At 37.6% G+C, this 24,629-nt stretch carries 23 protein-coding genes; 12 read left to right on the forward strand and 11 right to left on the reverse strand.

Annotated features, from left to right (window positions below; all coding sequences use genetic code 11):
* Positions 1-10 precede the first annotated feature (10 nt).
* The 6 genes from CXF64_RS15620 to CXF64_RS15645 all read right to left on the reverse strand — a co-directional run bounded on the left by CXF64_RS15620 (position 11) and on the right by CXF64_RS15645 (position 5,969).
* The gene (locus tag CXF64_RS15620) at positions 11-331 is read right to left on the reverse strand and encodes a hypothetical protein (protein WP_007583509.1); all 321 of its coding nucleotides are present in this window, start codon (positions 329-331) and stop codon (positions 11-13) included.
* 9 nt (positions 332-340) lie between these two features.
* Positions 341-1,084, reverse strand: coding sequence for a nuclear transport factor 2 family protein (locus CXF64_RS15625; RefSeq protein WP_101164394.1), 744 nt, complete (start codon positions 1,082-1,084; stop codon positions 341-343).
* A 251-nt stretch (positions 1,085-1,335) separates the two neighbouring features.
* Positions 1,336-2,079 (reverse strand): ferredoxin--NADP reductase, encoded by a 744-nt coding sequence (locus CXF64_RS15630; protein ID WP_101217463.1) that lies wholly within the window; start codon positions 2,077-2,079, stop codon positions 1,336-1,338.
* Positions 2,080-2,593: 514 nt separating this feature from the next.
* Positions 2,594-4,192, reverse strand: a complete 1,599-nt coding sequence (locus tag CXF64_RS15635) for an ABC-F family ATPase (RefSeq protein WP_010555514.1) — start codon at positions 4,190-4,192, stop codon at positions 2,594-2,596.
* Positions 4,193-4,480: 288 nt separating this feature from the next.
* A complete protein-coding gene (locus tag CXF64_RS15640) occupies positions 4,481-5,221 on the reverse strand; it encodes a substrate-binding periplasmic protein (RefSeq protein WP_101217464.1) in 741 nt (246 codons plus the stop codon).
* Positions 5,222-5,228: 7 nt separating this feature from the next.
* Entirely contained in the window at positions 5,229-5,969 is a 741-nt protein-coding gene (locus CXF64_RS15645) for a substrate-binding periplasmic protein (protein ID WP_101217465.1), read from the reverse strand.
* A 340-nt stretch (positions 5,970-6,309) separates the two neighbouring features.
* On the opposite strand from CXF64_RS15645, the gene CXF64_RS15650 reads away from it, so the two are divergent.
* The 6 genes from CXF64_RS15650 to CXF64_RS15675 all read left to right on the forward strand — a co-directional run bounded on the left by CXF64_RS15650 (position 6,310) and on the right by CXF64_RS15675 (position 13,653).
* Entirely contained in the window at positions 6,310-6,906 is a 597-nt protein-coding gene (locus CXF64_RS15650; RefSeq protein ID WP_101217466.1) for a class I SAM-dependent methyltransferase, read from the forward strand.
* The gene (locus CXF64_RS15655; RefSeq protein WP_232783807.1) at positions 6,867-8,051 is read left to right on the forward strand and encodes an HNH endonuclease; all 1,185 of its coding nucleotides are present in this window, start codon (positions 6,867-6,869) and stop codon (positions 8,049-8,051) included. Before CXF64_RS15650 ends, CXF64_RS15655 begins: the two co-directional genes overlap by 40 nt.
* Before the next feature lie 639 nt (positions 8,052-8,690).
* Positions 8,691-10,457, forward strand: coding sequence for a MotA/TolQ/ExbB proton channel family protein (locus CXF64_RS15660; protein WP_101217467.1), 1,767 nt, complete (start codon positions 8,691-8,693; stop codon positions 10,455-10,457).
* Positions 10,457-11,161, forward strand: coding sequence for an OmpA family protein (locus CXF64_RS15665; protein ID WP_101217468.1), 705 nt, complete (start codon positions 10,457-10,459; stop codon positions 11,159-11,161). The genes CXF64_RS15660 and CXF64_RS15665 overlap by 1 nt, the downstream gene beginning before the upstream one ends.
* Complete coding sequence (locus CXF64_RS20845) at positions 11,161-12,300, forward strand: HNH endonuclease (RefSeq protein ID WP_198551147.1); 1,140 nt, start codon at positions 11,161-11,163, stop codon at positions 12,298-12,300. Before CXF64_RS15665 ends, CXF64_RS20845 begins: the two co-directional genes overlap by 1 nt.
* 948 nt (positions 12,301-13,248) lie before the next feature.
* The gene (locus tag CXF64_RS15675; protein WP_101217469.1) at positions 13,249-13,653 is read left to right on the forward strand and encodes a type II restriction endonuclease; all 405 of its coding nucleotides are present in this window, start codon (positions 13,249-13,251) and stop codon (positions 13,651-13,653) included.
* Between the two features lie 5 nt (positions 13,654-13,658).
* On the opposite strand, the gene CXF64_RS15680 is transcribed toward CXF64_RS15675, so the two are convergent.
* Complete coding sequence (locus CXF64_RS15680; RefSeq protein ID WP_101217470.1) at positions 13,659-15,242, reverse strand: DNA cytosine methyltransferase; 1,584 nt, start codon at positions 15,240-15,242, stop codon at positions 13,659-13,661.
* Between the two features lie 357 nt (positions 15,243-15,599).
* Between CXF64_RS15680 and CXF64_RS15685 the strand changes: the two genes are divergently transcribed.
* Positions 15,600-17,045 carry an MvaI/BcnI family restriction endonuclease gene (locus CXF64_RS15685; RefSeq protein ID WP_101217471.1) on the forward strand — a complete coding sequence of 482 codons (1,446 nt, stop codon included), beginning with the start codon at positions 15,600-15,602 and terminating at the stop codon, positions 17,043-17,045.
* A gap of 544 nt (positions 17,046-17,589) precedes the next feature.
* On the opposite strand, the gene CXF64_RS15690 is transcribed toward CXF64_RS15685, so the two are convergent.
* Entirely contained in the window at positions 17,590-17,976 is a 387-nt protein-coding gene (locus CXF64_RS15690; RefSeq protein ID WP_101217472.1) for a helix-turn-helix domain-containing protein, read from the reverse strand.
* Positions 17,977-18,114: 138 nt separating this feature from the next.
* On the opposite strand from CXF64_RS15690, the gene CXF64_RS15695 reads away from it, so the two are divergent.
* A complete protein-coding gene (locus CXF64_RS15695; protein WP_101217473.1) occupies positions 18,115-18,576 on the forward strand; it encodes a hypothetical protein in 462 nt (153 codons plus the stop codon).
* A gap of 112 nt (positions 18,577-18,688) precedes the next feature.
* On the opposite strand, the gene CXF64_RS15700 is transcribed toward CXF64_RS15695, so the two are convergent.
* Positions 18,689-19,693: a nuclease-related domain-containing protein gene (locus CXF64_RS15700; RefSeq protein WP_101217474.1), complete on the reverse strand. Its 1,005-nt coding sequence runs from the start codon at positions 19,691-19,693 to the stop codon at positions 18,689-18,691.
* 417 nt (positions 19,694-20,110) lie between these two features.
* Between CXF64_RS15700 and CXF64_RS15705 the strand changes: the two genes are divergently transcribed.
* From CXF64_RS15705 to CXF64_RS15720, 4 genes are all read left to right on the forward strand, one after another.
* Entirely contained in the window at positions 20,111-20,596 is a 486-nt protein-coding gene (locus CXF64_RS15705) for a hypothetical protein (RefSeq protein ID WP_101217475.1), read from the forward strand.
* 2 nt (positions 20,597-20,598) lie between these two features.
* Complete coding sequence (locus CXF64_RS15710; protein WP_232783808.1) at positions 20,599-20,793, forward strand: hypothetical protein; 195 nt, start codon at positions 20,599-20,601, stop codon at positions 20,791-20,793.
* Positions 20,794-21,245: 452 nt separating this feature from the next.
* Positions 21,246-22,121 (forward strand): nuclease-related domain-containing protein, encoded by an 876-nt coding sequence (locus tag CXF64_RS15715; RefSeq protein WP_101217476.1) that lies wholly within the window; start codon positions 21,246-21,248, stop codon positions 22,119-22,121.
* 297 nt (positions 22,122-22,418) lie between these two features.
* Positions 22,419-23,513, forward strand: a complete 1,095-nt coding sequence (locus tag CXF64_RS15720) for a Fic family protein (RefSeq protein ID WP_101217477.1) — start codon at positions 22,419-22,421, stop codon at positions 23,511-23,513.
* A 174-nt stretch (positions 23,514-23,687) separates the two neighbouring features.
* Here the strand turns inward: CXF64_RS15720 and hepT are convergent, their stop codons facing one another.
* Both hepT and mntA read right to left on the reverse strand, forming a co-directional pair.
* Complete coding sequence (hepT, locus tag CXF64_RS15725) at positions 23,688-24,113, reverse strand: type VII toxin-antitoxin system HepT family RNase toxin (RefSeq protein WP_002962076.1); 426 nt, start codon at positions 24,111-24,113, stop codon at positions 23,688-23,690.
* Positions 24,106-24,495 (reverse strand): type VII toxin-antitoxin system MntA family adenylyltransferase antitoxin, encoded by a 390-nt coding sequence (gene mntA, locus CXF64_RS15730; protein ID WP_002962075.1) that lies wholly within the window; start codon positions 24,493-24,495, stop codon positions 24,106-24,108. The genes hepT and mntA overlap by 8 nt, the downstream gene beginning before the upstream one ends.
* Between the last annotated feature and the right edge of the window lie 134 nt (positions 24,496-24,629).

Here is a 24,629-nt window from a genome sequence, read left to right on the forward strand (position 1 = left end):
CAATTAAACGCTATCGCTTAAAGTATAAATCAATCGCTTTGGTGAGGAGCTCATCGAGTTGTTCTTCAAATTCTTCAATATTAATATCAAAGTGCTTTAAGTAAGCTCGAGCCTGCACAAGAGATAAATTACGGCTGTTAACGCTATATTGTCGCTCGTCTATGGTTTTATCGTAACGAGGTAAAAATACAAATTGGCCATAAAATGGTGACTTAATATGTTTATTTGCAAAACGACAAAAATCTTCAACATGCTCAGCACCCTTAGGGCCAAGGCAACCGGGCTCGATGCGATACATTAAGCGAATTTTTTTGTCGTCATTTATTTGCATATAAAGCCTTTATCTAAAAAACAGTACGCGTACTATTTTTCCATCTTTAATTTGGTAACTCGAAATAAGTTCTGAGCGTTTATCAACTACCTTTTCGTCAGTTGAGCAGGTTTCTGATAGTTCGTGATCAATCACTATATCACCGTGGACTATGCGCTTAATTGGTGATGAGTGAATACACTTTAACTTTTTAAACATTAGCCCATAACGTTCTATTAGTTTTTCTTTACCTTTAAATAATAGCTCATTAGGGAAAATATAAAACTCAACATCTTCGGCATATACCCGAAGAAACTCTTCAATGTTACGCGCGTTATACGCTTTAACTAACTGCTCTACTACCGCAAGTGATTCGCGCGATTGCTTAGCTTTAGTTTGTTGCTTAACTGTCAGCGCTTCTTTTGCTTGCGTAACTGCTTTTTCAGCTTCGGCTACAGCCACTGCTTTTTCTATTTTATTTTTAGGTTTTTCAGTAGGTTTAATCTGCTCGTTACCCAATACCTTTGAATCGTCTGGTTTAGTCGCATCAATTGTTGGCTTTTTAAGCTCAGGTGCTTTGTATTCAAGCGTATTTACTTTGTCGTCAGCTTTGGCTTGAGTTACTGATTGCTCATCTTCAACTTTTGGTTTTTCAGCGTTTGCTTGAGCTTCAACTTGCTGCTCTTTTTGCTCAGGCTCGCTTTGTTCTGCGGCGTAAGTAATAAGCGCAACGGTGGTAATTAACGAGGCAAAAATAATAGATAACGGTTTCATAACTTTCCTAAAATGAACACTAAACACGTGTAATACCAATTACATTAAATAAGTGATCTATTATAACGTTAAGAAAATAGCACAATAACAAGGCGAAAATTGTGACATATAGTTACACTATATGAATAATTTTTAACGCAGTTAGTGAGTTATTTAATGCGATAGAATGATCATATTTTTGATAATATTGGTATAAGGGTGCAACATAGCAAATTTTAACGTTATCGGGTAGTTAATACCACCACTGTAGCCTACCAGTACTGCTCTACAGTAATGTTACCGGGTGCTTTGCGGCGGTTACGCGTAAAGTTTTTATCGAGAAGTATCGCGGTTGTGTCTTTTACCATTTGTGGATTTCCGCAAATCATAAATTGCGCGTTACTAGGCTCAGGATTTAATTTTACATGTTCAAACAAGCCGTTGCTCTCAATAGCGTTAGTAATCCGGCCACTTAAGCCTTGTAATGGCTCCTCTCTACTTACAACCGGAATATAGTTGAGTTGTTCTGGGTACACTCTTAATAACTCGTTAATAAGTGCCTGATAGCTTAAATCGTTATTAAAACGTACACCATGCACTAAGTTTATGCTTTTGTATTTTTTCCACACATCGGGCTGTTGCAATATTGATAAAAAAGGCCCTATGGCAGTGCCAGTACCTAACATCCAAAGCTGATCGCTTTGTGGTATTTCATCAAGGGTAAAAAAGCCAGTTGCGTGTTGTTCTATTAATACGGTTTCGCCAGGTTGTAATGTAGCTAAACGAGGAGAAAGCAAACCGTCAATAACGTTAATAAGGTAAAATTCAAGATCGGGGTTTTCAGGGGCATTCACATATGAATAAGCCCGAGCAATACGCTTGTCGCCATCCATAATAGAAAGCTTTGTAAATTGCCCTGCTTTAAACGGCTCTACATTAGCATTAACGGTTAAGCTAAAGAGCGTTTCGCTCCACCATGTTACGCTTTTTACTGTTGCTTCAACCCAATTAGACATAGTTACCTCTTGGTTTAGCCATTAAAGTTTTAAATAACTCACTCCATAAACATTAGCATTAAGCGACAAAGACTTACAGGAGAATATGACTAGATTTAAAGCAGTGATGTATGCAGAATTTACCAATAAAATAATGTGAATAATTAGCTCTGCGATAAGAGCCATTAATTGTATAAGGAAAAGCGAAGCAGCAGTAACTAAGAAAAATAAAGTCAAAAAAACAGTGCTTTTTTATTTTATCACTCACTTTAAAAGCGCTGCGTCTTATATCACCATTAGTGAATTATTTACTTGAAAAACTATTGCACTAGGAGAAGCCAAAGAGGAGTAAATGAGAAGAACCAAGCCAGAAACGAGTATTTTATCACTGACTCTAAAAGCGTATCGTCTCTTAACCTCTTAGTGAATTATTTATTTAAGCCTTTATTAATTAATTTTATAGTTAAACTCAAATTCCACACATAAAAAAACGGCGCTAAATTTAGCACCGTTTTTATAAGCAATTAGAAAAAGTTTACGCTTTTTTCTCTTCACAACTTGCTAGGTATTCGTCAAACGTACCTTGGAAGTCGATTACTTTTTTATCTTTAATATCAATGATACGCGTAGCTAATGACGATACAAACTCACGGTCATGGCTTACAAAAATAAGCGTACCTTCAAAGTCTTTAAGCGCATTGTTAAGCGCTTCAATAGCTTCCATATCCATGTGGTTAGTTGGTTCGTCCATTACAAGCACGTTAACGTCTTGCATCATTAACTTACCAAATAACAGGCGGTTTTTTTCACCACCAGAACAGTTACGCGCTTTTTTGTTTGAATCGTCTGCTGTAAACAACAAACGGCCTAACATGCCACGAACCATTAAATCGTTGTGCTTAGCTGTACGCCATTGCGACATCCAATCAAACAACGTTAAATCGTTTTCAAAATCTTTAGTGCTGTCTTGCGGGCAATAACCAAAGGTCGCATTTTCAGACCATTTAATTTCGCCTTCATTACTTTTAAGCTCGTCTACTAAACAGCGTAAAAATGTAGTTTTACCCACACCATTTTCGCCAATTACAGCAAGCTTAGCGCCAGCTTCTAGTAGTAAGTCGCCACCAGTAAATAATGTTTCGCCATCAAAACCATGGCCAAGCTTATTAACTTCAAGCGCTTGACGATACATTTTTTTACCTTCGTCAAACGAAAGTGATGGGCTCATACGGCTTGAAGATTTAACTTCATCAAGCTTAATTTTATCCATTTTTTTAGCACGCGAACTCGCTTGCTTAGCTTTTGAAGCGTTAGCACCAAAACGGTTAACAAAGTCTTGTAGCTCGTCAATTTCAGCACTCTTTTTAGCATTTTCAGCTAAAAGTTGCTCGCGTTGTAGGCCCGCAGCATCTAAGAACTTCTCGTAGTTACCAGGATAAATACGCAGCTCGCCGTAATCAATGTCGGCCATGTGTGTACATACCGAGTTTAAAAAGTGACGGTCATGCGAAATAATAATCATCGTACATTTACGTTTGTTAAGCTCGTTAGCAAGCCACGTAATTGTATGAATATCCAAGTTATTGGTAGGCTCATCCAGTAGCAAAATGTCAGGATTTGCAAATAACGCTTGTGCTAAAAGCACACGTAGTTTCCAACCTGGAGCAACGTTTGCCATTAACCCGTAATGAAATTCTTTATCGATACCCGCTTCAAGCAAAATTTCTTCAGCACGGCTTTCTGCCGTGTAACCGTCCATTTCAGCAAATACGCTTTCAAGATCGGCTACTTTCATGCCGTCGTCTTCGCTCATTTCTGGTAACGAGTAAATACGTTCGCGCTCTTGCTTTACTTTCCAAAGCTCCACGTCGCCCATAATTACCGCGTCTACAACGCTGTATTGCTCAAAAGCAAACTGATCTTGGCTTAGGTTACCTAATTTCAACCCTGGAGTAATAGATACATTACCCGCACTTGGAACAAGCGCACCGCTTAAAATTTTCATGAAAGTCGACTTGCCGCAGCCGTTAGCGCCAATTAAACCGTAACGGTTACCGTTACCAAATTTAGCTGAAATGTTTTCAAACAACGGCTCTGCGCCAAACTGCATCGTAATATTTGCGGTGGAGATCAAAAAGGGTAATCCTAGATTAGTACTGACAGGAGTACGCTGCAGCAAAACGCCACAAACAAGAACCAGACAATAGGGTAAATTAGCTGGCGAATTATACAGATCAGCCACAACGAATGAAAGATAAAAGGCAGCTAATTTATAACCAAGCGAAAATAACGGCAATTCTCAATTTTAAGCCACTATTTTTAGCGTGAGCGGTGGTGCTTACTTACAGCAGGGAATGTAAGCACCACCGACAGTAATATTAAAGAAGTGTTGCATCCAAAGAGCTAAGTTATTGCCCATGCTTTAATGCACAGGTTGATAAATTAACTTTATAGCGGCTGCATTTTTAGTAATTAATTGATTAACGGTCGCCACGTCATCAAGTGTTAGCGACTCCTTACTTAGCATAAAGTGCACATTGTTAACGTTAATCGGTGTAATAGACCTTACCTGCGTAATTGAGGGGTGTTTTTTTACAAAGTACTGCGCAACCACAGAGTCTTCAATAACATAGTCAATTCGTTTTTTATCTAGCATGCTAAATCGATTATTTGCTTGGGCAGTAAGCACGACCTGTGTTGAATACTTAGTTTTTAGTTGTTCAAGCTCGTTACCAAAAAAGCTTCCTCGGTTAATACCAGCTGTAAACTCCTTACTAAAAAGCTCAGGTAAGCTTGTTACATCAGGCGAATCTTTATGTTTATAAAGATGCATAACTTCTTCGCGGTAGGGCAAACTAAAGTGCGCATATTGAGCGCGTTTTTTTGTGTAACTTGCCGCGTAGGTTATATCTACTCGGCCATTTTTAAGCTCAGCTTGAACACGCGAAAAACTCGGGAAATAAGTCCATTTAATACAAAATTTTGAATCTTTAAAGATAGCGTTTACAGCATCCACTTCTGTGCCTAAAAATGCATCACCTTGTTTTACAAGATAAGGCGGCCAATTAGTTTCGTTAGTGCCCATCACTAATGTTTTTGAACACGCAAGGGCATTAAAGTGAGTAAATAGCAGTGTAGTAAATGTTAAAAATAAAGTTTTCATTACACTCCTAGTATTTAAACAGCGCTTTAAGTGCTGTTTTGTTTTTGTTTATATGCTCATTAATTACTGCAAGCTCAGTAACCGACACCGTTTTTTTGCTAAACATTAAATAAATATCGTCTTTATTTACATACTCAATGTTGGTTACTAATTTTATATTTGAGCCCTTTTGGCCAAAATAAGCACCCACTAACTCGTCTTCAATAGCAAAATCAATACGTTGTTTATTAAGCATTTCAAAGCGTTTACTGGTTGCACTGGTGTATTCAATCTGCTTTTTATATTTAGTTTTATATTGCTCAAATTCCTCGCCGTAGTAGCTTCCAAAGTTAGCGCCAACAATAAAGCCTTGTTTAAAAATGTCTTCGAGGTTTTTAACGCTATGCTGATTATTTTTGTTTTCGTATAAACGCATAACTTCAGTTCGGTAGTTATCACTAAAGTGCACATATTTAGCGCGCTCATCTGTATAACTTGCAGCCCATCCTAAATCAATACGGCCGTATTTAAGCTCAATAAAAGCCCGCTTAGAATTTGGCAGCAACTTAACTTCAAAACAAAAAGGGGAATCAGCAAATATAATATTGAGTGCATCAACCTCCAAGCCTTGCAGCTTACCGTTAATGCCCATTACATAAGGCGGCCAAAAAGCATCGTGCGATGCCACGCTAAAGGTTCTTTCACAAGCAAATACATTAAATGGAGCCGTAAACAGCAAACATAAAAATACGGTAATTAATTTATTCATTACGCCTCATAGTTATTATTTTGCTCATTATTACAACAGTATAAACCAGCTTTTGTATTTTAGCGGCGCGGGTTTGTTTAAAGATGTAAAAACCATCCGTAATTATGAGAGCGCCTAGTATGCCGGTGTTTATAGAAGGGCGTTTGTATTGCATTTTAAATTTTATACTGCGTATGTATCACTTAACATCAGTGCTTAATAACAATGGCGTATTAATTTAAAAATTTCTACTTATTAAGCCTATATTTAATGCGCTTGTTCCTGTAGATTAAACAAATAATGAATGCAGTATTAACAGTGTCTTAGCTGTTAAACGATTAGCCAAGGAGCGGTGAGTCTCTTGTCAAACACCACACTTACTTATTACAACCAAAATGCCAAAGCCTTTAGCGACTCAACACTTAACGTTGATATGTCGGCGCTTTATGCTGAGTTTTTACCGCACGTTGCACAACATGGGAGTATTTTAGATGCCGGTTGTGGCAGTGCGCGCGATGCCGCATTTTTTAAAGCGCAGGGTTTTACTGTAAGTGCGTTTGATGCAAGCCAAGAGCTGGCAGAGTTGGCAAGCAGTTACTTACAACAACCTGTAGCGGTTAAAACATTCCAAGAGCTAAATTGTGTAAATCAATACGACGGTATTTGGTGCTGCGCTAGTTTATTACACGTTCCAAAAGCTGAGTTACCGCAGGTGTTTTTAAACCTACAACGTGCGCTTAAACCGAATGGCGTTTTGTATGTATCGTTTAAATATGGCGATACAGAGCGTGTGCATAATGGGCGTGAATTTACCGATTTAAATGAAAATGCTTTAACGCACTTACTTAGCCAAACGCAGTTAAAAGCTATTAAACAATGGCAAAGTGTTGACAAGCGACCAGAGCGCGAAAGCGAAGTATGGCTAAATGCGCTTATAAAAGTAGTACACGTTTTATGATTGGAGCAATGCAGCAACAGCTCGACTTTATTGCATATATTCAGCGAATGTTAGTTGAAGGTGAATTCACAGCTACTTATAAATATGCATTGTTACATGCAATTGCTGATGTGTGTGTAGAGCATAAAAATAGTAATCCCGAAGCTCCAATGGAAATTGAAATCGACACTCTGGTTGATAAGTTTATTCAACTGTATTGGAATCATTCAGTGCCATATGCATTGGGCACAACAGATATAATAACCAATGCCGAAGATATGTTACTCAAGCAAAATAGCTTAGGCCAAGCAAAGTTCATTACCAAGATATTCAAGCTGCAAAATGCAGGAATTAAAAGTTATAACGCATTCAAAAATCATCAGCAATACAGCAAAGTAATAAGCTCATTACGGCGTACATTTATTGATGGGCCTCTTTGGCGCTTGCAGTTACTTTCGGGAAAAGAAGAGTGCTTTTTATATCCTCATACACTTTTAGGTAAAGGTAGGGAGCCAAAGCGAATTGTTTTAAATGTAGGTATTGCTCAGTGCTTTAGGCGTTTTTACGATTTGGTTGTGCATCTTAGTGTTACTGAATGGGTAGAAAAAGTACAAACAATAAAAGCGAATCAAACGTTATTGGGATCGCAAAGCCAGCTACAAGAGTTTTTATTTGGTACTAATAGAACTGCTTTAAAAGTAGTTGCGCCGCTGCTTATTGATATTCAAAAAGGGCTTTGCTTTTATTGCCAAAAGCCAATGAATCTAAAAAACGAAAAAGAAACTAAAAAAACACCAGAGATCGATCATTTTATCCCGTTTAAGCGTTATCCAAACGACTTAGCACATAACTTTGTTGCTGCGCATGCTGATTGTAATAACAATAAGCGAGACCACCTTGCAGCATTCGCTCACCGCGACCGCTGGCTAGAACAAAACCTCGATACATATAAAGCCGAAATTGCCAATAAACTCCAACCTTACTTTTATTGTGATTCAGATAAGTCACTTGCAGTAAGTAATTGGGCATATCAGGTTGCACAGGCTAACAGTGCAAAGTTATGGGTAAAGAAAGGTTATTTTGAAGAAGCGGCTAGTTTTAAATATCAGCAACCAAGTACAGGGCTGGATTTAGTGGCGGAAGAAAAGCCAAGGTATGACGTGTAATACAGAATTTGTAGTTCGTGCTGTAGGCGGGAGTTTATCTCGCGCTTTGGGTTGTAGGCGCAGAGCTTGCTCGCGCGAAAAGCGAAGCTTTTAAATTTCGGTGTAATTAATGTGTAGGTGCGATTTTATATCGCGCTTTGGATTGTAGGCGGGAGTTTACCTCGCGCTTTAACACGTAGGTCGTGCTTTAGCGCGACAATGTAATTTAAATCATACGAACATGTATTGTAGCAACAAGCTTTAGCCGTGATTCTCACATAGTGCAGTTAGGGATTTAAGGAGTTAAATAACCTCTATTCGAGGTTATATCGCGTTGGCGATGGCAACCAAAGGGCGGCTGCCGCCGACCGCCCTTTGGAATCCCACGGCGCACCCGAGGATCACACTGTATCCTCAAGTTAAAAATTGATGTGAACGTAATCGCCGTGTATTCGCCATCCATGGCGATGTCACGGCTTAACTTGCATCCATGCAAGCGATTACTCATCAATTTATAACTTTCGGGTGTGATCACGGGGATTTGGAGTGTGTTGGTAGACTGGTGTTTATTAATAAACACAAACTATACATACACATAAAAACTTTTAAATGTGTTCTATTAATAAAATAATTTAACTTGCCTAAAAAGGATTAAAGATAGTGTTTTCAAATGTATTGCAGTTTTTTATTTCATCTTCTACCGGAGTATTAACTTTAATTTTTACAGCTGTGTTATTTCTTATTTTTTGTATTGGATATAATCAAGCAAAAAAAAATAATAATACTCCTTTTGTAAATTATGTGCCGACACTTTTAACAACGGCAGGTATATTCGGTACATTTTTAGGTATTGTAATTGGCTTGTTCTACTTTGATCATACAAAGATAGATGAAAGTATCACTGAATTATTACTAGGTTTGAAAACTGCATTTATAACTAGTCTCATTGGCTTGATGCTATCAATTGTATTTAAGGTATTACAAACAACTACTTTTATAAATGAAGAACTAATAAGTAATGAAGAGGCCACGCCTGAAAACATTTTAGCTGCAATAAAAGCTCAGAAAAATGCCACTAGTGACCTAAAAGCAGCCATTACTGGTAGTGAAGAAGGTACACTTCTAAGCCAGTTAAAGTTATTGCGCTTGAATGTAAATGATAATTCAGAAAAAGCACATAACCTTTGCGTCGAACAGTTCAATACGAAGCTTGAAAAACAAGATGAATTTGCTGACAAACTTTGGATTAAATTACAAGATTTTGCCGATACGTTATCTAAATCTGCAACAGAAGAGATTATTGCAGCCTTAAATAATGTAATAGCTGATTTTAATCAAAAACTTACCGAACAATTTGGCGAAAACTTTAAAAAGCTTAATGAGGCAGTTTTTAAATTAGTTGAGTGGCAAGAAAACTACCGCATTCAACTAGAGGAAATGAAAGCTCAATATAGTCATGGTGTAGAAGCTATTGTTAAAACTGAAGTATCAGTGGCAAGTATTAATGAGCATGCTAAGTCTATTCCTCAGTCAATGGATACTTTAACTGAAGTTATGGAAGTTAACCAACATCAATTAGCTGAGCTTGAAAGACATTTAGAAGCATTCGAACAAATGCGGGATAAAGCTGTTGAAGCAGTACCTCAAATACAACAACATGTTGAGAATACAGTAAAAGATATCAGTGCTGCAGTAGAAGCAGCAAGTACACATTATACGTCTTTATTAACCCATTCTGATGAGTACATTAATAAGCACATTACTAGCTCAGAAGCTTTGTTAGATAAATTTGTGAACACTACTGAGCAAGGTATTGATGCAGTAGGTAATAAGCTAATAAATAGTTCTGAAAACATGGGTAAAGCATTAGATTTAGCCAGTACTGAGTTTACCAATAATGCTTCAAGAACAAATGAAAGTTTGCAATCAAGCTCAGATTATTTAGCAGATGGTAGTGATAAGATGAAGCAGCACATATCAGATACTGTTTCAGATTTAAATAATAACATGAGAGATCTCATTGAGAAGGTTGTTGTTGAAGCGCGCACAATGAGCACTACTTTCAAAGATGCAAACAGTGAATTATCTCAAGATACTAAGCAAGCTAGGGATCTTTTCTTGTCAACAAACTCAGAAGTAAGAGACCAAATAAAACGGGTAATTGAGCAAGCTAGCCAAGAACAAATGCAGCAAACACAGCGTACTTTTGTAGCTATTGAAGAGTCGGCTAAGCAACAATTAACTAAAACACATGAAACTGTAGAACACCAATTGAAAATGATTGACCAATCAATGCAAGAAGAGCTAACTCGTGCACTACAGCTTATGGCTAATTCCTTAGGCCAAATTTCAGGTAAATTTGCTGAAGATTATCAAGTACTAACACAACAAATGAGAAAAGTCGTTGAACAAGGAGCAACGGTTTAATGGAGCATATTTTTGGTAAACGTAAGCAGCCAGAGGAAGGTGGTGAGCATTGGTTATCTATTTCAGATTTAATGGCTGGTCTGATGATGGTGTTTTTGTTTATTGCCATTGTTTTTATGCGCCACACAATGAAAGAAAATGAAAAAATTAAAAGTATTGCTGTTGCCTACCAAGAGAAACAAGTCGCTATATATGAGTCTTTGATAAAAGAGTTTGATGAAGATTTAGAAAAATGGGGAGCTGAAATAGATAGGGAAACTTTGGCTTTTAATTTTAAATCACCAGATGTTTTATTTGATAATGGTGATATTGATATTAAACCTGCTTTTGCAGGAATTCTTGATGATTTTTTTCCGCGCTATTTAAAGGTACTTAAACCATTTAGAAGCTCAATTGACGAAGTGAGAATTGAGGGGCATACCAGTAGTGAGTGGAATAAGGATAGTAGCGATGAAGAGGCCTACTTCAAAAATATGAGGCTATCACAAGGCAGAACTCGATCTGTTCTATCTTATTTATATTCACTTGTGCCAAAAGAAACACCCTGGATAAAACGAAATATCGCAGCAGTTGGCTTCTCTTCATCACGCTTAATTATGACGGAACAGGGCATTGAAGATACAGAGAAATCGAGACGTGTGAGTTTCAGAGCTATTACAAACGCCCATATACAAATTAAACGTATTTTAGAGGCACAAGAGTAATGAAGATTGAAATAGACTTCAAAGCTTTGCAATCTGCAGCGATAAGAATGGGGGCGTCAAATAAGCAGACTAAGCTCGATTCTAGCCTCGCTCAATTAAATGCAATAGACAGTGGGTTAGGCGAGGGCTTGGTATTAGGAGAAGATTTACAACTTTCTGAAATAGATAACACGAATAGTCTTTTGTCCTACAAAGGGCGGCAAATAATGCTCTATATTCCAGAACAAAGGAGCAACATAGAAGAAGTCATAAAAAATGGCAAGATAACAGAGGCTCGACGTTTGCATGTTGCAGAATGCAGCACAATTGAGGATATGAGGAATAAAGGTTTTTTTGATCGCTACCAAGTGACTAATGATATTAGCGGTAGCTATCCGGTAGTCGGTCGACAGAGTTACCGGGGAGAGTGGATAGAAAGCAAAGCTGAGCTTGGTGTATGCAAAAACTGCCTAAGGATTTTAAACTACAAAGGTTATGCTGATCTTAAAGGTGTTGCAAAGGAAAAGGTATTTTTAGAACTCAGACTTTCAGAGTTGTTTGATACTTACAGCTCTTGCTTCAAATATTACCCCACGCGATTAAAAACGATTGGCAGCTACACTAAAGGCTGGGACAAAATATCTTCAAGTTATCGAGAACAGCAAAACTATACTTGTGAACAATGTGGTGTAGAGCTATCAAGATACAAGCGACTTTTACATGCACATCATATTAATGGCGTAAAAACAGATAATTCATTGAATAATTTAAAGTCTCTGTGCGCAGATTGCCATACTAAGCAACCTAACCATGACCATATGCATGTACTTCATGATGATCGCCTGCTTATAAATCAACTTAGAAGAGAGCAGCATAAATTTGATTGCAGTGATTACCGTGAGGTATTGAATTATGCAGATTCAGCACTCGAAGGCTTGTTGTTAAAGTGTAAAAAGTACAGTTTACCTACACCTGAGTTAGGTATTAGCGTCAGAAATGGGGATGATTTTGTTTCTATAGATTTAGCATGGCCGAGAAAAAAGTTCGCAGTAGTGATCGAAAAAGAACAGATTCAACTTTTAAGAACGCAGGGCTGGACGGTTTATTTAGCAAGTGAGTGCCTTAATAATTTTACAAGTATGCAACGTATGATACGTTAATTGACTTACCGATATTGCATAGCTTGAAGTTTTCTCTCGCTAAAAGCGAAGCGTTTTGAATGCTGATAAAGTTTGATGTACTAATAGAGCTTTGGTTTTCGGGTTCCGAAGTTAAATAACTTCTATTCGAGGTTATATCGCGTTGGCGATGGCAACCAAAGGGCGGCTGCCGCCGACCGCCCTTTGGAATCCAACGGCGCACCCGAGGATCACACTTTATCTTCAACTTACGTTAATGATGTGAACGTAACCAGCGTAGGTAGGCCATCCATGGCCAAGCTACGCTTTGTACAGCATTGCCTAAAGGGATTTAGGTACTTGGAATTTGTCGGGAACAAAATTCCGCCATGCTGTAAATTACTCATTATTAACTAAGTTTCAGGTGTGATCACGGGGAGTTGGAGTGTGTTGGTAGATTGGTGTTTATGAATGTAGTCGCGATTTTACATCGCGCTTTAACTTGTAGGCGGGAGTTTATCTCGCGCTTTGGATTGTAGGCGCAGAGCTTGCTAGCGCGAAAAGCGAAGCTTTTAAATGTTGATTAAATTTGCGGCGTTTATAAATGATGTTTTGGTGTGGGATTTAAGGAATTAAAAAACCTCTATTTGAGGTTATATCGCGTTGGCGATGTCAACCAAAGGCCGCCTGCCGCCGACCGCCCTTTGGAATCCCACGGCGCACCCGAGGATCACACTTTATCTTCAACTTACGTTAATGATGTGAACGTAATCAGCGTAGATAGGCCATCCATGGCCAAGCTACGCTTTGTACAGCATCCATGCTGTAAATTACTCATCATTAACTCAGTTTCAGGTGTGATCACGGGGAATTGGAGTGTGTTGGTCGATTGGTGTTTATGAATATAGGCTAGGGTCTTGTTTAGAAAAATATATTAAAAAAACTGAAAGTTAGTTAATTCGACTAACTTGTAATTTTAAGGGACTAAAAATGGCAATACAGCCAATTAAATTTAGTAAATCTTGTATAAAGACATTAACTGCCGTGGAAGCGGATGAAGCACGCTCAAATCAGCATGAATTTCAAGGAGTTGCTCCTTTAAAAGAAATGTTTGGTCATACCAGATTAACTACAAAAGCTACTTTTTCAATTCGAGGGAGTAGTGATTCATACTCAGTAGACCTAACATGGTATGACGCCAGAGAAGGTAAACCAAATCGTTCTGCAGAATATAGGTTATATTTTCAAAGCTCGCCTGTAATGGAGGCGGCTCAAGAAGGTGATGTAATAGCAATTGGGTATGATAATAATAATAATATTCACTGTGAACTTATCCAAAGCCAAAGAGTTACAAATCGAAATACTCAATGGCAGGTATCTCAGGGTACTGCATAGCTCTATTATGGATAAATACGTTTAATTAAATTATTTAAACATACTCCTAGTTTTGCACCTAATAATGGCGGTACAGCATTACCTACTTGGGTATATTGTGGTACTTCAAATTTACGCATCTGACCGCCAGTTGTTATTTTCGAACGAAATTCGAATTGATCTGGAAATGATTGAATTCGTGCCATTTCTCTAACGGTCAGAACGCGAAGTTCATTCTTATCGTAATGACAAGCATCATCTGGTATTGAAAGTGCGGCAGGTGCAGCTGCATCTGCAATTAAAGCTTTTTGAGTCTGCTTTTTGGTTGGGTGCTCTAATAGGTATTTAACTAGGTCAAACTTGCTATTAAATTTGACTAATCGGTTTTGCTGATTTAAGAACTCTTTATCTAGTAACACAGCTGCGCTTTCATTACTAAGGTCTGCTACACCTCTCTTGAGGACATTAAATACGTCTTTTGTGACCTGCTTATCATTTACATCTTGTAATATTTGGTAAATTCTAAATCGTCTTCTTACAATGTCACTGTTTACTCTTTGTTCGTGGTTTTTAAGCTCGGTAACATTACCTAAAACAACTGAAAATTGAGTATTTAACTGTTTAATATAAGATGACTGTTTCGAGGGATGACTCAACTTTAAATCATCAAGTGCATCTTTCACTGATGCGGTTCTATCTGCTATTAGGGAATTTAGAAAACTATTTCTAAATAATTTATGGTGCTCTGCTTTTGTTATATCAAAATAGGGGAGATCACCAAATTTTACAGTGTTAATACTCTTTTTAGCTTTTTTGAAAAAGGTAATTGATTGCTCAAATAATTCTGTTTCAGCTTCATTTAAATGTTTAAGCTTTTCAAAATAGTCCTCACGTATTGCAATCATAATAAAGCGAGGCCTGTTTTGAGCTATTCCGGCATATTTAGCATTAACGTGTAAACAAAGAGGAATATAACCTTTAGTTGCAAACACTTTTGCAACTTCATGCCACGCATGGAATTTTTCTCCTGCTTCGTCTTTAAAAGCACGTAAAATTCCCGTTACATTTTCGAGCATTGCAATTTTAGGCCGAACTAAAGATACGAAGGTAGCGAACTCCCACGGTAATGTATTTTTATCACAATCTTTTTTACGCATGCCCGCCATACTAAAACTTTGGCATGGTGGCCCACCAGAAACGAGATCTAATTCACCTTTACCGAATGAATTATGAAGTTCATCGCATAACTTTGAGTTTGTAGTTAACAGTTTGTTTAGCTCTACAATGCTGCCGACAATTAGCTTATTCTGTATGCTTTTTAGATCACATGGGAGGTCAGAAAATCCATTCTTATTATCAAACTCCGGGAAGCTAAAAGGATTTTCTCTTAATCTAGGTTTTAAATCTTTATAGTTACTGTTCAACCACAACGTATTTTTCGGCATTAATCCATCTTCAGCTAATTGCGCTAAATTCTCTTTAAAAAAATTATAAGCAAAAGTTTCTGCTGCCATAGGCGAAAGTTCATTAGCAAGTACAGTTTCAAAGCCGACACTTTCTAGCCCTAATGTTAAGCCACCGCAGCCTGCAAACAATTCTATATGATTCAAAACACATCCAACAATAAATGAAAACCACCGGATTTTACGGGAATCACTGTCAAAAGTCCAGGTAAGAATCAACTATTTTATGTATTGACTTAGGAACAAGAAAAGTATAATTTAATTAAAGGCTTATGAGAGTAGCCCTCCTTTCTGTAAAGACCCTTTGTGTCCTCTCTGTAGATAAAGTTGTGAATTCGCAGCTAGGTTTACAGTGTTCGGACTGAAATCAATTTATAACTCTAACTACACATATCTTCGGCGCGGGAAGCGCCATCCTGATTGTAGGAAAAGCATTAAGCATCACCCAATTAATCTAAATTTATTCTAGCTGCGGTGAATTCCAAAATCTTTGGACCATCGAAAATGATAAATGAAAAACGACTAAAGCAAGAAGCAAAGCTTTTAAAGAAAAATAATAATGGTTTAAACCAAGCACGAGCACTGGAAATTGTTGCTCGTAAATATGGTTATTCTAGTTGGCGTGATGTTTCAAAAGAGTTAAAAAAGCAAGCAATAGAAGGTATTCCCATACCCAGTATTTCAACAAATTTTGTTGAATACAATGAAGTTGAAATGTCAGATAAGGATTATGAGGTTTATGATCAAGAACGGGTCGGTGATTTACAGTTAGAACAAAAATTATTGCTGAGAAGTAATACAGTTGCTTTGACTAAGTTAGGCGTAGAGTTTTCTCTTTTTGAGCCTACACAAACAGGTTTAAATAAATCTATTTTGGATGCAACGCAGTCTGTAAGAGATCATTTCGAGTTAGAGGAGTTTCATTATTACTTCCAACAAGAGCAAGGTGTTATAAGGAAAGAAGTTAGTTATTTGGTTAATCAGAACGAAATAAAAGAAATTATTGGAAGTTTTTACCGCCCTAAAACTAAGCAGGGTGATCCGAGAATGTGGTATCGGCAACTACCCAAATTTGCCGCCGCTGGTGAGCAAATTGCTATTATCATTTACCAAGGTGCCCCGCATCTCATTAACCTTAGCCAAGTTGATTTAGAAAATGAATTACAGAACCCTTATAGCCATGTATATAAATTAATAAAAAGCTATATAAATAAAGAGTTTTCTTATTCTGCAGAGTTACTTACCAAGATAAAAGAATTAGCTATAAAACCTTTTAAAGCACTACGAAGTGGTGATACTGCAATTGGTTTTACATTAGAGGCTTTACTTGGTATCGAGGCAAATTCATCAAAAGATCCGGATTATCATGGTATTGAAATTAAGTCGGGTAGAGGCGGTAAAAATCGGACAACTTTATTTGCCCAAGTTCCTGATTGGAATTTAAGCCCTTGTGGGTGCAAAGAAATAGATTTTGCTAAAGGCTCTAGTGCAAAAATTTTGGAGAAATATGGCTATGAAAGAGAAGAGGACTTTAAATTGTATTGTACGGTCAGTACTCAGCGTCAAAATTCTCAAGGACTACATTTCATATTTAACAAACAAAAAGACCAGCTTGAAGAATGGTATCGTAATGAGGAATTAGTCGCTGTTTGGCCAGCGAAACTATTGAAAAGACGTTTAGTTGAAAAACACTCTGAAACATTTTGGGTACAAGCTAGGAGTTTTAAAGAAAGTGGCGAGGAATTTTTTCAATTAGAAAAAGTTGTGCATACTAAGGCACCTGTTTTGAGCCAACTAATACCGCTAATATGCTCCGGTGTCATTACAATGGATCATCTAATAAAACGTTCGGGTGAAACCGGTCGAGTTACAGAAAAAGGACCGCTTTTTAAAATAGATAAAAGAAACCTAGAGTTGCTTTTCCCCGAGCCCATAGAGGTTAATTTGTAAATTAACCAGTAAAAATTGGGAGTAATTAACTGCTTGTAAATACCAATGTGTTGCATTAAAACCACTCCCTGTTTGCGAGTGGTTAGTTTACTAAAAAGTACATTGTAAACAAGCATTAACTCATTATCGAATTGAAGGCTGTTGCTTAGGCCACTCCCCCGTAATTACACCCGAAATTGAATTAATTATGAGTAATAGCAGCGCATGGATGCGCGTTAAGCGATGCTTACACAAGGATGTGTTTCATTGCGTTTACGTTCATATCATTATTTAAATTGAGGAAATAGTGTGATCCTCGGGGCGCCGTGGGGTTCCAAGGGGCGATCGGCGGTATCCGCCCTTTGGTTGCCATCGCCAATGCGATATAAGTAAATTCAATTTAAAAGCTTTGCTTTTCGCGTGATCAAGCTGGGTGTCAGCAGTAAACTCGAAGTCTCTGCCTATTAATATGAAGAATAAGAAATTAGAATCTATAAATTAATATTACCCAGCCACGAATCTTTTAATCTTATGCTACTTAACATGAGTTTTATGAATACCTACATTATTTTGATTTCGCTGCGAGACTTATGATTAAAGCTGTTAAGGCTGCACCAGCAACAAATGCACCTAGATCTGAATCAGTTTTTTTAGCATTACTTGCATTTCCTCTAGGTGGAACTTTTACTGTTACTGTTTTACTACTCTCTAAACTTCTAATTGTATTTTCAACCGCATCGATTATCTCTGAAACACATACTTGCATCGCTTTTGCACAGCCAAACATTTGATCAACAGAGAACGTTGATTTACCCGATTCTAATCTACTGTAACTAGCTTGCGTTAATCCTAGAGCATCAGCTAAATCGGATTGTTCAATACCTAACCCTTTTCTCTTATTTGCGATGACTACACCCATAACAGATGAAAAAGAGGCTAATTTATTATCCATAAATATATCCTTAACTAAATTAATAGTTGCATTATTCGTAAAAAGAGCTAAATTACATAAATCGACATAATATACGTTTAATGTATTTGATGTCGGTTTGTTATTTTAATTACGTTTATTATATAGGAAAAGATAATTATGAATAGTCTAAAAGTCGGTGATATTTTGTACCGTAGTAAATTGTTAGTGCAACATGCTGGCGTGGTTGTCGGAGAAAATGCAGTTTTGCATATTGCTCCATCAGGAATGGAGATCTGTACATTAGCTAAATACGGAGAAGGAAAGCTTGTTAAAGCAATTTCATGTAGCTTGCCTGAGTCAGAATGGGGACCTTTTTTAAAAAGAGCATACGAATTAGTTAATGAAGCTAAAAATTATCAGTTATTTAGTTTTAACTGTGAGCATTTAGTTTCTTCTATTAAAAGCTTAAAGCCAAACAGTTCACAAATAACTGGTGCAGCTATGGGGGCTATTGTTTTCGGTTTATTTAATATTGCCAAAGGAAACGAGAAAATTTTTCTACCAATGGGTTTGGGGGCATTAGCAGGTATTCTATTGACTAATAGTATGAGAAGGTATGATTATACTATTCAATCATGAGTGAATTGGGCTTAAGTAAAGAAGTATTATTATTTTAAAAATAATGTTACTTCCTTTTATTTGCTTAACTGTACTCGAAATTTCAAATATCAAGTTTTACATTTATAGAGCACTAAAATTTAATTGACGTACTTGTATGACAATCTTTGCATACTAAAGAGTAATTTTCTTTACGTTTACTTGTTTTAGTATTGGTGCTTGAGCACTCAGGGCATGGTGATTTCATTGGTGTATTTGCACTGCAATTACCGCATTTTACAAAGTAGCCATAGCGCCCAGAAAGAGGCTGCAAATTGGTCGAGCTATTACATTGCTTACAAGCTAATGTTATCTCTTTGATTAGATCGCTTTTAGGTTTTACTTGTTCAGTAATGGTTTGCTTAGTCGCTATTAAAGCCTCATCGTAAAAAGATTCTGATTCGCTTATCTTTGCAGATACATATGAAGGCTCTTGTAAGTTAGGTGATATATTTTGCTCTAAAATAAACTGGCAAATTCTATCGAGTGTTTCTTCACTGAACCACGGTCGAACGTTCGTTGTAAAAAGATGAAGCGGATTAGGTTTAGACGCAGGAAGCTTCATTATTTCGAGTAATTTATCAGTTATAAATTCTGATTTAACTAATCGATCTTCAATTGCTTTTGGTGTGTTTTCTCGGTTGATAATGGCGTTGCTCGATATGGCACAAATACTATGCCACTCTCTGCCACCAAACCCCTGTTGCAGTTTGCCAAATAATTTAGTGAGTAGGTTTGGTGCATTGTCGCGCATTAGGCTTTTTAATAGTTCTAGTTGTAATTCAACCTGTTTTATTGGCGATGGCATACCTTGCCAGTTGCCGCGATAACTGCGACTCCATTCTTGATGTTCATTAATCGTTACTTCGCCTGTAATGCTTTTAGATTCGATGAGAATAAAGCCATAGGTGTATGCGATTAGATGGTCTATTTGTGCGGTTTCGCCATTGTGTTTAAATTTCACATCGTTAAACACAAATACCTGACTATGATCTTTAAAGGCGCGGCGTAAATAAAAAGCAACGTCGAGTTCTTGCTTTTGACCTGCTTGTATTTTAGCTGAGTTGCTGTTGATGAGGGTTTTATCTTTTAGAATCATGAGGCGTCCTTTCAATCATGTATTTGCTTAGAATATCATTGAAGTACCGAATAAGAATACTGCTTAAGTTCAAAAAACGCGAGATAAACTCCCACCTACAATTTAAAAGCTTCGCTTTTCGCGCGAGCAAGCTGAGCGCCTACAGGTGTTTAGGCGGGCTTTGTAGCGTTGATTGGGGTAATGAGCTAGTTACTAAAGAGAAAGCGCGATGTAAAATCGCACCTACGGTTTTGTTGAGTGTGGTGGTTTAAATTATTGTGGGTGAGGTTTTATACCTCGCGGGTGCTTTACAAAAACCAAGACACAAGGTGAACTCCCACCCATAGCTTTAATTTTGCTTTTTGGATTAGTAATGTTGATGTGTTTTTTCACATTTATAGGTACACTATTTTAAAGTTTTAATTCAGGGAATGAATAATGATTAAGTGGATTTTACTGGTATTTATTAGCGTATTTACAACTTTTCCTCAAGCTGGTGAGGCTTACACAGAAGCCCAATGCGATAGCATTAAAAAGCAGCGCGAAGCTATTCGGTCTCAATTTAGAAGTGGCTACAGTAATAAAGAAAGTGAGCGTTTAACTGCGCGCGATAAAACGCTATTTACCTTACTTGCTAATCACTGCAGTAAGCCTAAAAAGAGTGGTAGTGCTTATCAGGCTACTTCTTCTACCGCAACTCGTACGCCTAATAGCAATTGGTTACTCAATCAAAAAGTGTCAAACATGTCTTTGCACAGCGATAGCTATAAAGATGCCGCCAAGCTTGATGCTTGGTCAAAGTTTTATAAGTTGCCCAAACGTTGCCGTAAGAAAGGGATGAATTCGGCCGACTTTGTATGGTGTAGCGAATATAGGGGTAAGCAAAAAGAGTTATTTGAAGCACAGTGGCAAGGGCGCCAATAAAGATGTTTAAAACAAAATTGCGCGTGGTGTTTGTATTTTTTGTGCTGCTAATTGCATCGGCGCTCATTGCTAATCATTTTACTGGGCGGGTATTTAATTATCATGATCCTATAGGCGAGGTTAAACGAATTTATAGTAGTTTATCGTCGCAGGTAACTACTGAACCGTTAGCAACTAAACAGCTTAAAAATGTATAGATTTAATATACCTAACTCTAAGTACATCGACAAATTTAGCTTAAACGCGACAGCTAAGGCATCCCCCCGTGATCACACCCGAAATTAAATTAATGATGAGTAATTAACAGCATGGATGCTGTTAAAAGCGTAGCTTGGCCATGGATGGCCTATCTACGCTGGTTACGTTCATATCATTAATTTAAATTGAGGAGATAGTGTGATCCTCGAGGCGCCGTGCGGTTCCAAGGGGCGGTCGGCGGTATACGCCCTTTGGTTGCCATCGCCAACGCGATATTTGTATATTAAATTACAAACTAAAAGCGCGAGGTAAACTCCCGCCTACGACTTTTCGCGCGAGCAAGCTGAGCGCCTACAGGTGTTTAGGTGGGCTTTGTAGTAAGGGTTTGAATGATGCGACATGTACCTGTTTTTAAGGTATAAAGTAAACATTGTGATTATAGGAACTCATCATGGATGATTTATTAAACCAAGGTTTAAGCCTTTTATTTGTTATTGGTAGTGTTTATTCACTATTAGGTGTTTTGTTTATCAAAATATGGCTTCATCAGAAGAATGCAAAACTACCTGTAGATCGTAAAAAGCTTAAACGTGTTGCAGCGCAGACACTTAATGAACAAGTTAATGATAAAGTTCTAGATGTAATAGGCTTAGTCTTTTTGTCTGCTTTGATAGTCAGCATGCCTTTTGCTTTGAAAGGAATTGCTGAAATGTTTGCCAGCGGCAAGCTCAATTACTTTTTAATTATCGTGATTGCATTGGGGCTAACGTATGTGGCACGAAAGCTTTGGGTTAAATCTAACGACTTAATAAAGCTAAAACTAGGACGTGATGCAGAATTAGCAGTTGCTTCAGAGCTTATAGAATTACAGTCACACGGTTATCAGGTATTTCATGATATACAAGCAGATGGTTTTAATATTGACCATTTAGTTGTTGGGCCAAATGGAATATTTGCTATTGAAACCAAAGGCAGACATAAACGAATAAAAGACGATACAAATTACAAAGTTAAATTTGAGAATAACCATTTAGCATTTCCTTCTTGGTTTGAAAGTAAGCCGTTAGAGCAAGCTCAAAACCAAGCTAATTGGGTGAATAAATGGCTTTATGAATCAACCGGTTTTAATACTCCGGTTTTACCTGTTTTATGCTTTCCTGGTTGGTTTGTGGAACTAAAGCAGAGACCAATCTTTCCAATCGTTTCTCATAAACAAATAGTTAAAACTATCCTTTCAATGCGACAAGTTAGCTTAAATCAAGAGCAGCAGCGTGCTATTTGCTATCAAGTGGTGCAGCGAGCCTTAAACGATAGTAAGGTAATTTAAAAGCTTCGCTTTTTGCGCGAGCAAGCTTCGCGCCTACAGGTGTTTAGCTTGGCCTTATTTAAAAGCCAAAGCGCGATATGCAATCGCACCTACGCTTTTGTTAAGAGTGGTGTTTACATTAATGTAGGTGAGGTTTTATACCTCGCTTAAAAATGGATTGTTTTTACCATTGAAAAGTGAATTATTGTTCTATGTAGCGCTTAAAAATAATGAGGCAATTAACTCTTCTATTCGCCTCATTGCATGAGGCAAATAAATAACATAGACTGAGGCTAATTACCTTTAGGACTAAAGACTATGTGGATATGGCAACAGCAAAACTGGCCAAACTTTACGTGGGATACTGCAGCGCTTGCTCCTTTACTAAGGGAGCTTTCATATAATCAAGGTTTATTAGTAGGGCGTATGGGCGCGCAAAGTGCTCAACAAAAGCAGCAAGCCCTTGATACCTTACTTGCAAATATTATTCACTCCAGTGCGATTGAGGGTGAAAAGCTTAATGCATTTTCGGTTCGCTCTTCTCTTGCTAAAAAGCTCAATATTAATGAGCAACCTTACCCAACAACAGTGCAAAGCGATAATCTTGCAGAGATTATGCTTGATGCAATAAATAACACAGACTCACCGCTTAATTTAGAGCGAGTGCTTAATTGGCATCGCTTATTGTTTGCAGGTGAGCAAAGCTTATTTACTAAAATTGAGGGCGGGCAATTGCGTGGTGACGAGCCAATGCAAGTGGTGTCGGGGCGCTTAGATAAACCGGTATTACATTTTACGGCGCCTCCTAAAGAGCGAGTAAATAAAGAGCTTTCGCTATTTTTTAACTGGTTTAACAAAACGCAAAACGAACCTCAAATAGATCCTTTTATTCGGGCAGCTATCGCACACTTATGGTTTGTAACAATACATCCACTTGAGGATGGTAATGGGCGTATTACACGCCTTATAACCGACCTGGCATTAGCGCAAGAACATGCTGAGTCAATTCGGTTTTACGCTATGTCGGTGGCTATTTTAGAAGACAGAAAAAGCTATTACGAGGTGCTTGAAGCCACTCAACGTGGAGATCTTTGTATTACCCAATGGATTAAGTGGTTTTTATGTACGCTTAATAATGCGATACACCATACGCTTAATAATATTGAGCAAACAATTTTTAAAACCAATTACTGGGCAAGTAAAGATCAAACAAAGCTAGGTGGGCAGCAAGTAAAAGTGCTTAATAAGTTACTTGATGGCCAATTTGAACAGGGTATTAGCGCGAGTCAGTATCAAAAGGTAGCTAAGGTTAGCCGTGCAACCGCAACACGCCATTTATCGGACTTGCAAACGCTTGGATTTTTAACAAAAACCGCCGCAGGTGGGCGTAGTACACGTTACAAAATTGCCTAATGAGGCAATTACACATGTTATTCGCCTCATTGTGTGAGGCGAATAGGTGTTTGAATTATTGTAGGTGAGGTTTTATACCTCGCATGGTGTTTTTATAAAGCCAAAGCGCGATGTAAAATCGCACCTACGGTTTTGTTCAGTGCAGTGGTTTAATTATTGTAGGTGAGGTTTTATCTATGAATCTTTGTTTAGCTCTGTAATCGCTTTAATACTAAATGCGTGCATAGTTGTGTAGTGTTGCTTTTTAATGATTGTTTTAACGATACTTTGGTCAATATTTAAGTAATCGTGAACAAGAGCATTTCGTAAGCCTATAATTTTACGCCATGACAGTAGTTCTGCCTCGCTCAAAAAGCCTAAATTAGTAAGTTCGCTAAATGTTTGATAGGCGTTGCTACTGGTACTACTTTTGTGCTGCTTTAGCCAATGCTTTGATAAACCAATACACACCTCGGTCATTAACTGTAGTAATCGCTCTGCAGCTCGGTAGTCTCTACTATTAAGTGAATCGATTTGACTGAGTTCGTCGAGTTCTTGCATATATTCGTCAATATGGCGTGTTACTTCACTTAAATAAAGTGTAATTCCGGTATCAGTCATGTTTACTCGCTATGGTTTCAAATTCGAACTGGCTATATATACGCTGCTGCTCTTTCATCGCTCTAACACTATTATTGCTTATAATTATTTTTCCATATTCAATAACGTTGAAAGCTAAATAACTTGGAATAATATTTATATCAACAATCGAAATAAGTTGTTCGTTAAGATTAAGTGCATTACTTATTTCAAGCTCAAGCTCTTTTGGCCTAAGGCGCTTATCGAACGATTCCAGATCAAAGTTTTTAAATGCTATGGCTAAGTCAATGTCACTATGAGGCTGAGCTGTCCCTTTTGCATGGGAGCCATATAGCCAAACTACATCAATGTCGGTGTTTTGATGTAAATACTCAATTATTTTTTGTATAACTTCATTTGCCACGAAAAAGTAACCATTGATAAAAACAGTAATAATAACCTATCAGTTTTATAGTGAACATTAAAACTGATATTTGTTTTATTTAATTTAAAAGCTTCGCTTTTCGCGCGAGCAAGCTGTGCGCCTTGTATCTCTCG

Source organism: Pseudoalteromonas sp. GutCa3 (assembly GCF_002836155.1).
In the GTDB taxonomy this organism is placed as follows: Bacteria; Pseudomonadota; Gammaproteobacteria; order Enterobacterales; family Alteromonadaceae; genus Pseudoalteromonas; species Pseudoalteromonas arctica.

What these genes read in the sequence shown, in the direction of transcription:
- CXF64_RS15710 (WP_232783808.1), top strand. Translation starts at nt 20,599, where the DNA reads ATGTTTAAAACAAAATTGCGCGTGGTGTTTGTATTTTTTGTGCTGCTA.
- CXF64_RS15665 (WP_101217468.1), top strand. Translation starts at nt 10,457, where the DNA reads ATGGAGCATATTTTTGGTAAACGTAAGCAGCCAGAGGAAGGTGGTGAG.
- CXF64_RS15655 (WP_232783807.1), top strand. Translation starts at nt 6,867, where the DNA reads ATGGCTAAATGCGCTTATAAAAGTAGTACACGTTTTATGATTGGAGCA.
- CXF64_RS15640 (WP_101217464.1), bottom strand. Translation starts at nt 5,221, where the DNA reads ATGAAAACTTTATTTTTAACATTTACTACACTGCTATTTACTCACTTT.
- CXF64_RS15720 (WP_101217477.1), top strand. Translation starts at nt 22,419, where the DNA reads ATGTGGATATGGCAACAGCAAAACTGGCCAAACTTTACGTGGGATACT.
- CXF64_RS15685 (WP_101217471.1), top strand. Translation starts at nt 15,600, where the DNA reads ATGATAAATGAAAAACGACTAAAGCAAGAAGCAAAGCTTTTAAAGAAA.
- CXF64_RS15690 (WP_101217472.1), bottom strand. Translation starts at nt 17,976, where the DNA reads ATGGATAATAAATTAGCCTCTTTTTCATCTGTTATGGGTGTAGTCATC.
- CXF64_RS15700 (WP_101217474.1), bottom strand. Translation starts at nt 19,693, where the DNA reads ATGATTCTAAAAGATAAAACCCTCATCAACAGCAACTCAGCTAAAATA.
- CXF64_RS15675 (WP_101217469.1), top strand. Translation starts at nt 13,249, where the DNA reads ATGGCAATACAGCCAATTAAATTTAGTAAATCTTGTATAAAGACATTA.
- CXF64_RS15705 (WP_101217475.1), top strand. Translation starts at nt 20,111, where the DNA reads ATGATTAAGTGGATTTTACTGGTATTTATTAGCGTATTTACAACTTTT.
- CXF64_RS15625 (WP_101164394.1), bottom strand. Translation starts at nt 1,084, where the DNA reads ATGAAACCGTTATCTATTATTTTTGCCTCGTTAATTACCACCGTTGCG.
- CXF64_RS15645 (WP_101217465.1), bottom strand. Translation starts at nt 5,969, where the DNA reads ATGAATAAATTAATTACCGTATTTTTATGTTTGCTGTTTACGGCTCCA.
- hepT (WP_002962076.1), bottom strand. Translation starts at nt 24,113, where the DNA reads ATGACTGATACCGGAATTACACTTTATTTAAGTGAAGTAACACGCCAT.
- CXF64_RS15620 (WP_007583509.1), bottom strand. Translation starts at nt 331, where the DNA reads ATGCAAATAAATGACGACAAAAAAATTCGCTTAATGTATCGCATCGAG.
- CXF64_RS15630 (WP_101217463.1), bottom strand. Translation starts at nt 2,079, where the DNA reads ATGTCTAATTGGGTTGAAGCAACAGTAAAAAGCGTAACATGGTGGAGC.
- CXF64_RS15715 (WP_101217476.1), top strand. Translation starts at nt 21,246, where the DNA reads ATGGATGATTTATTAAACCAAGGTTTAAGCCTTTTATTTGTTATTGGT.
- CXF64_RS20845 (WP_198551147.1), top strand. Translation starts at nt 11,161, where the DNA reads ATGAAGATTGAAATAGACTTCAAAGCTTTGCAATCTGCAGCGATAAGA.
- CXF64_RS15695 (WP_101217473.1), top strand. Translation starts at nt 18,115, where the DNA reads ATGAATAGTCTAAAAGTCGGTGATATTTTGTACCGTAGTAAATTGTTA.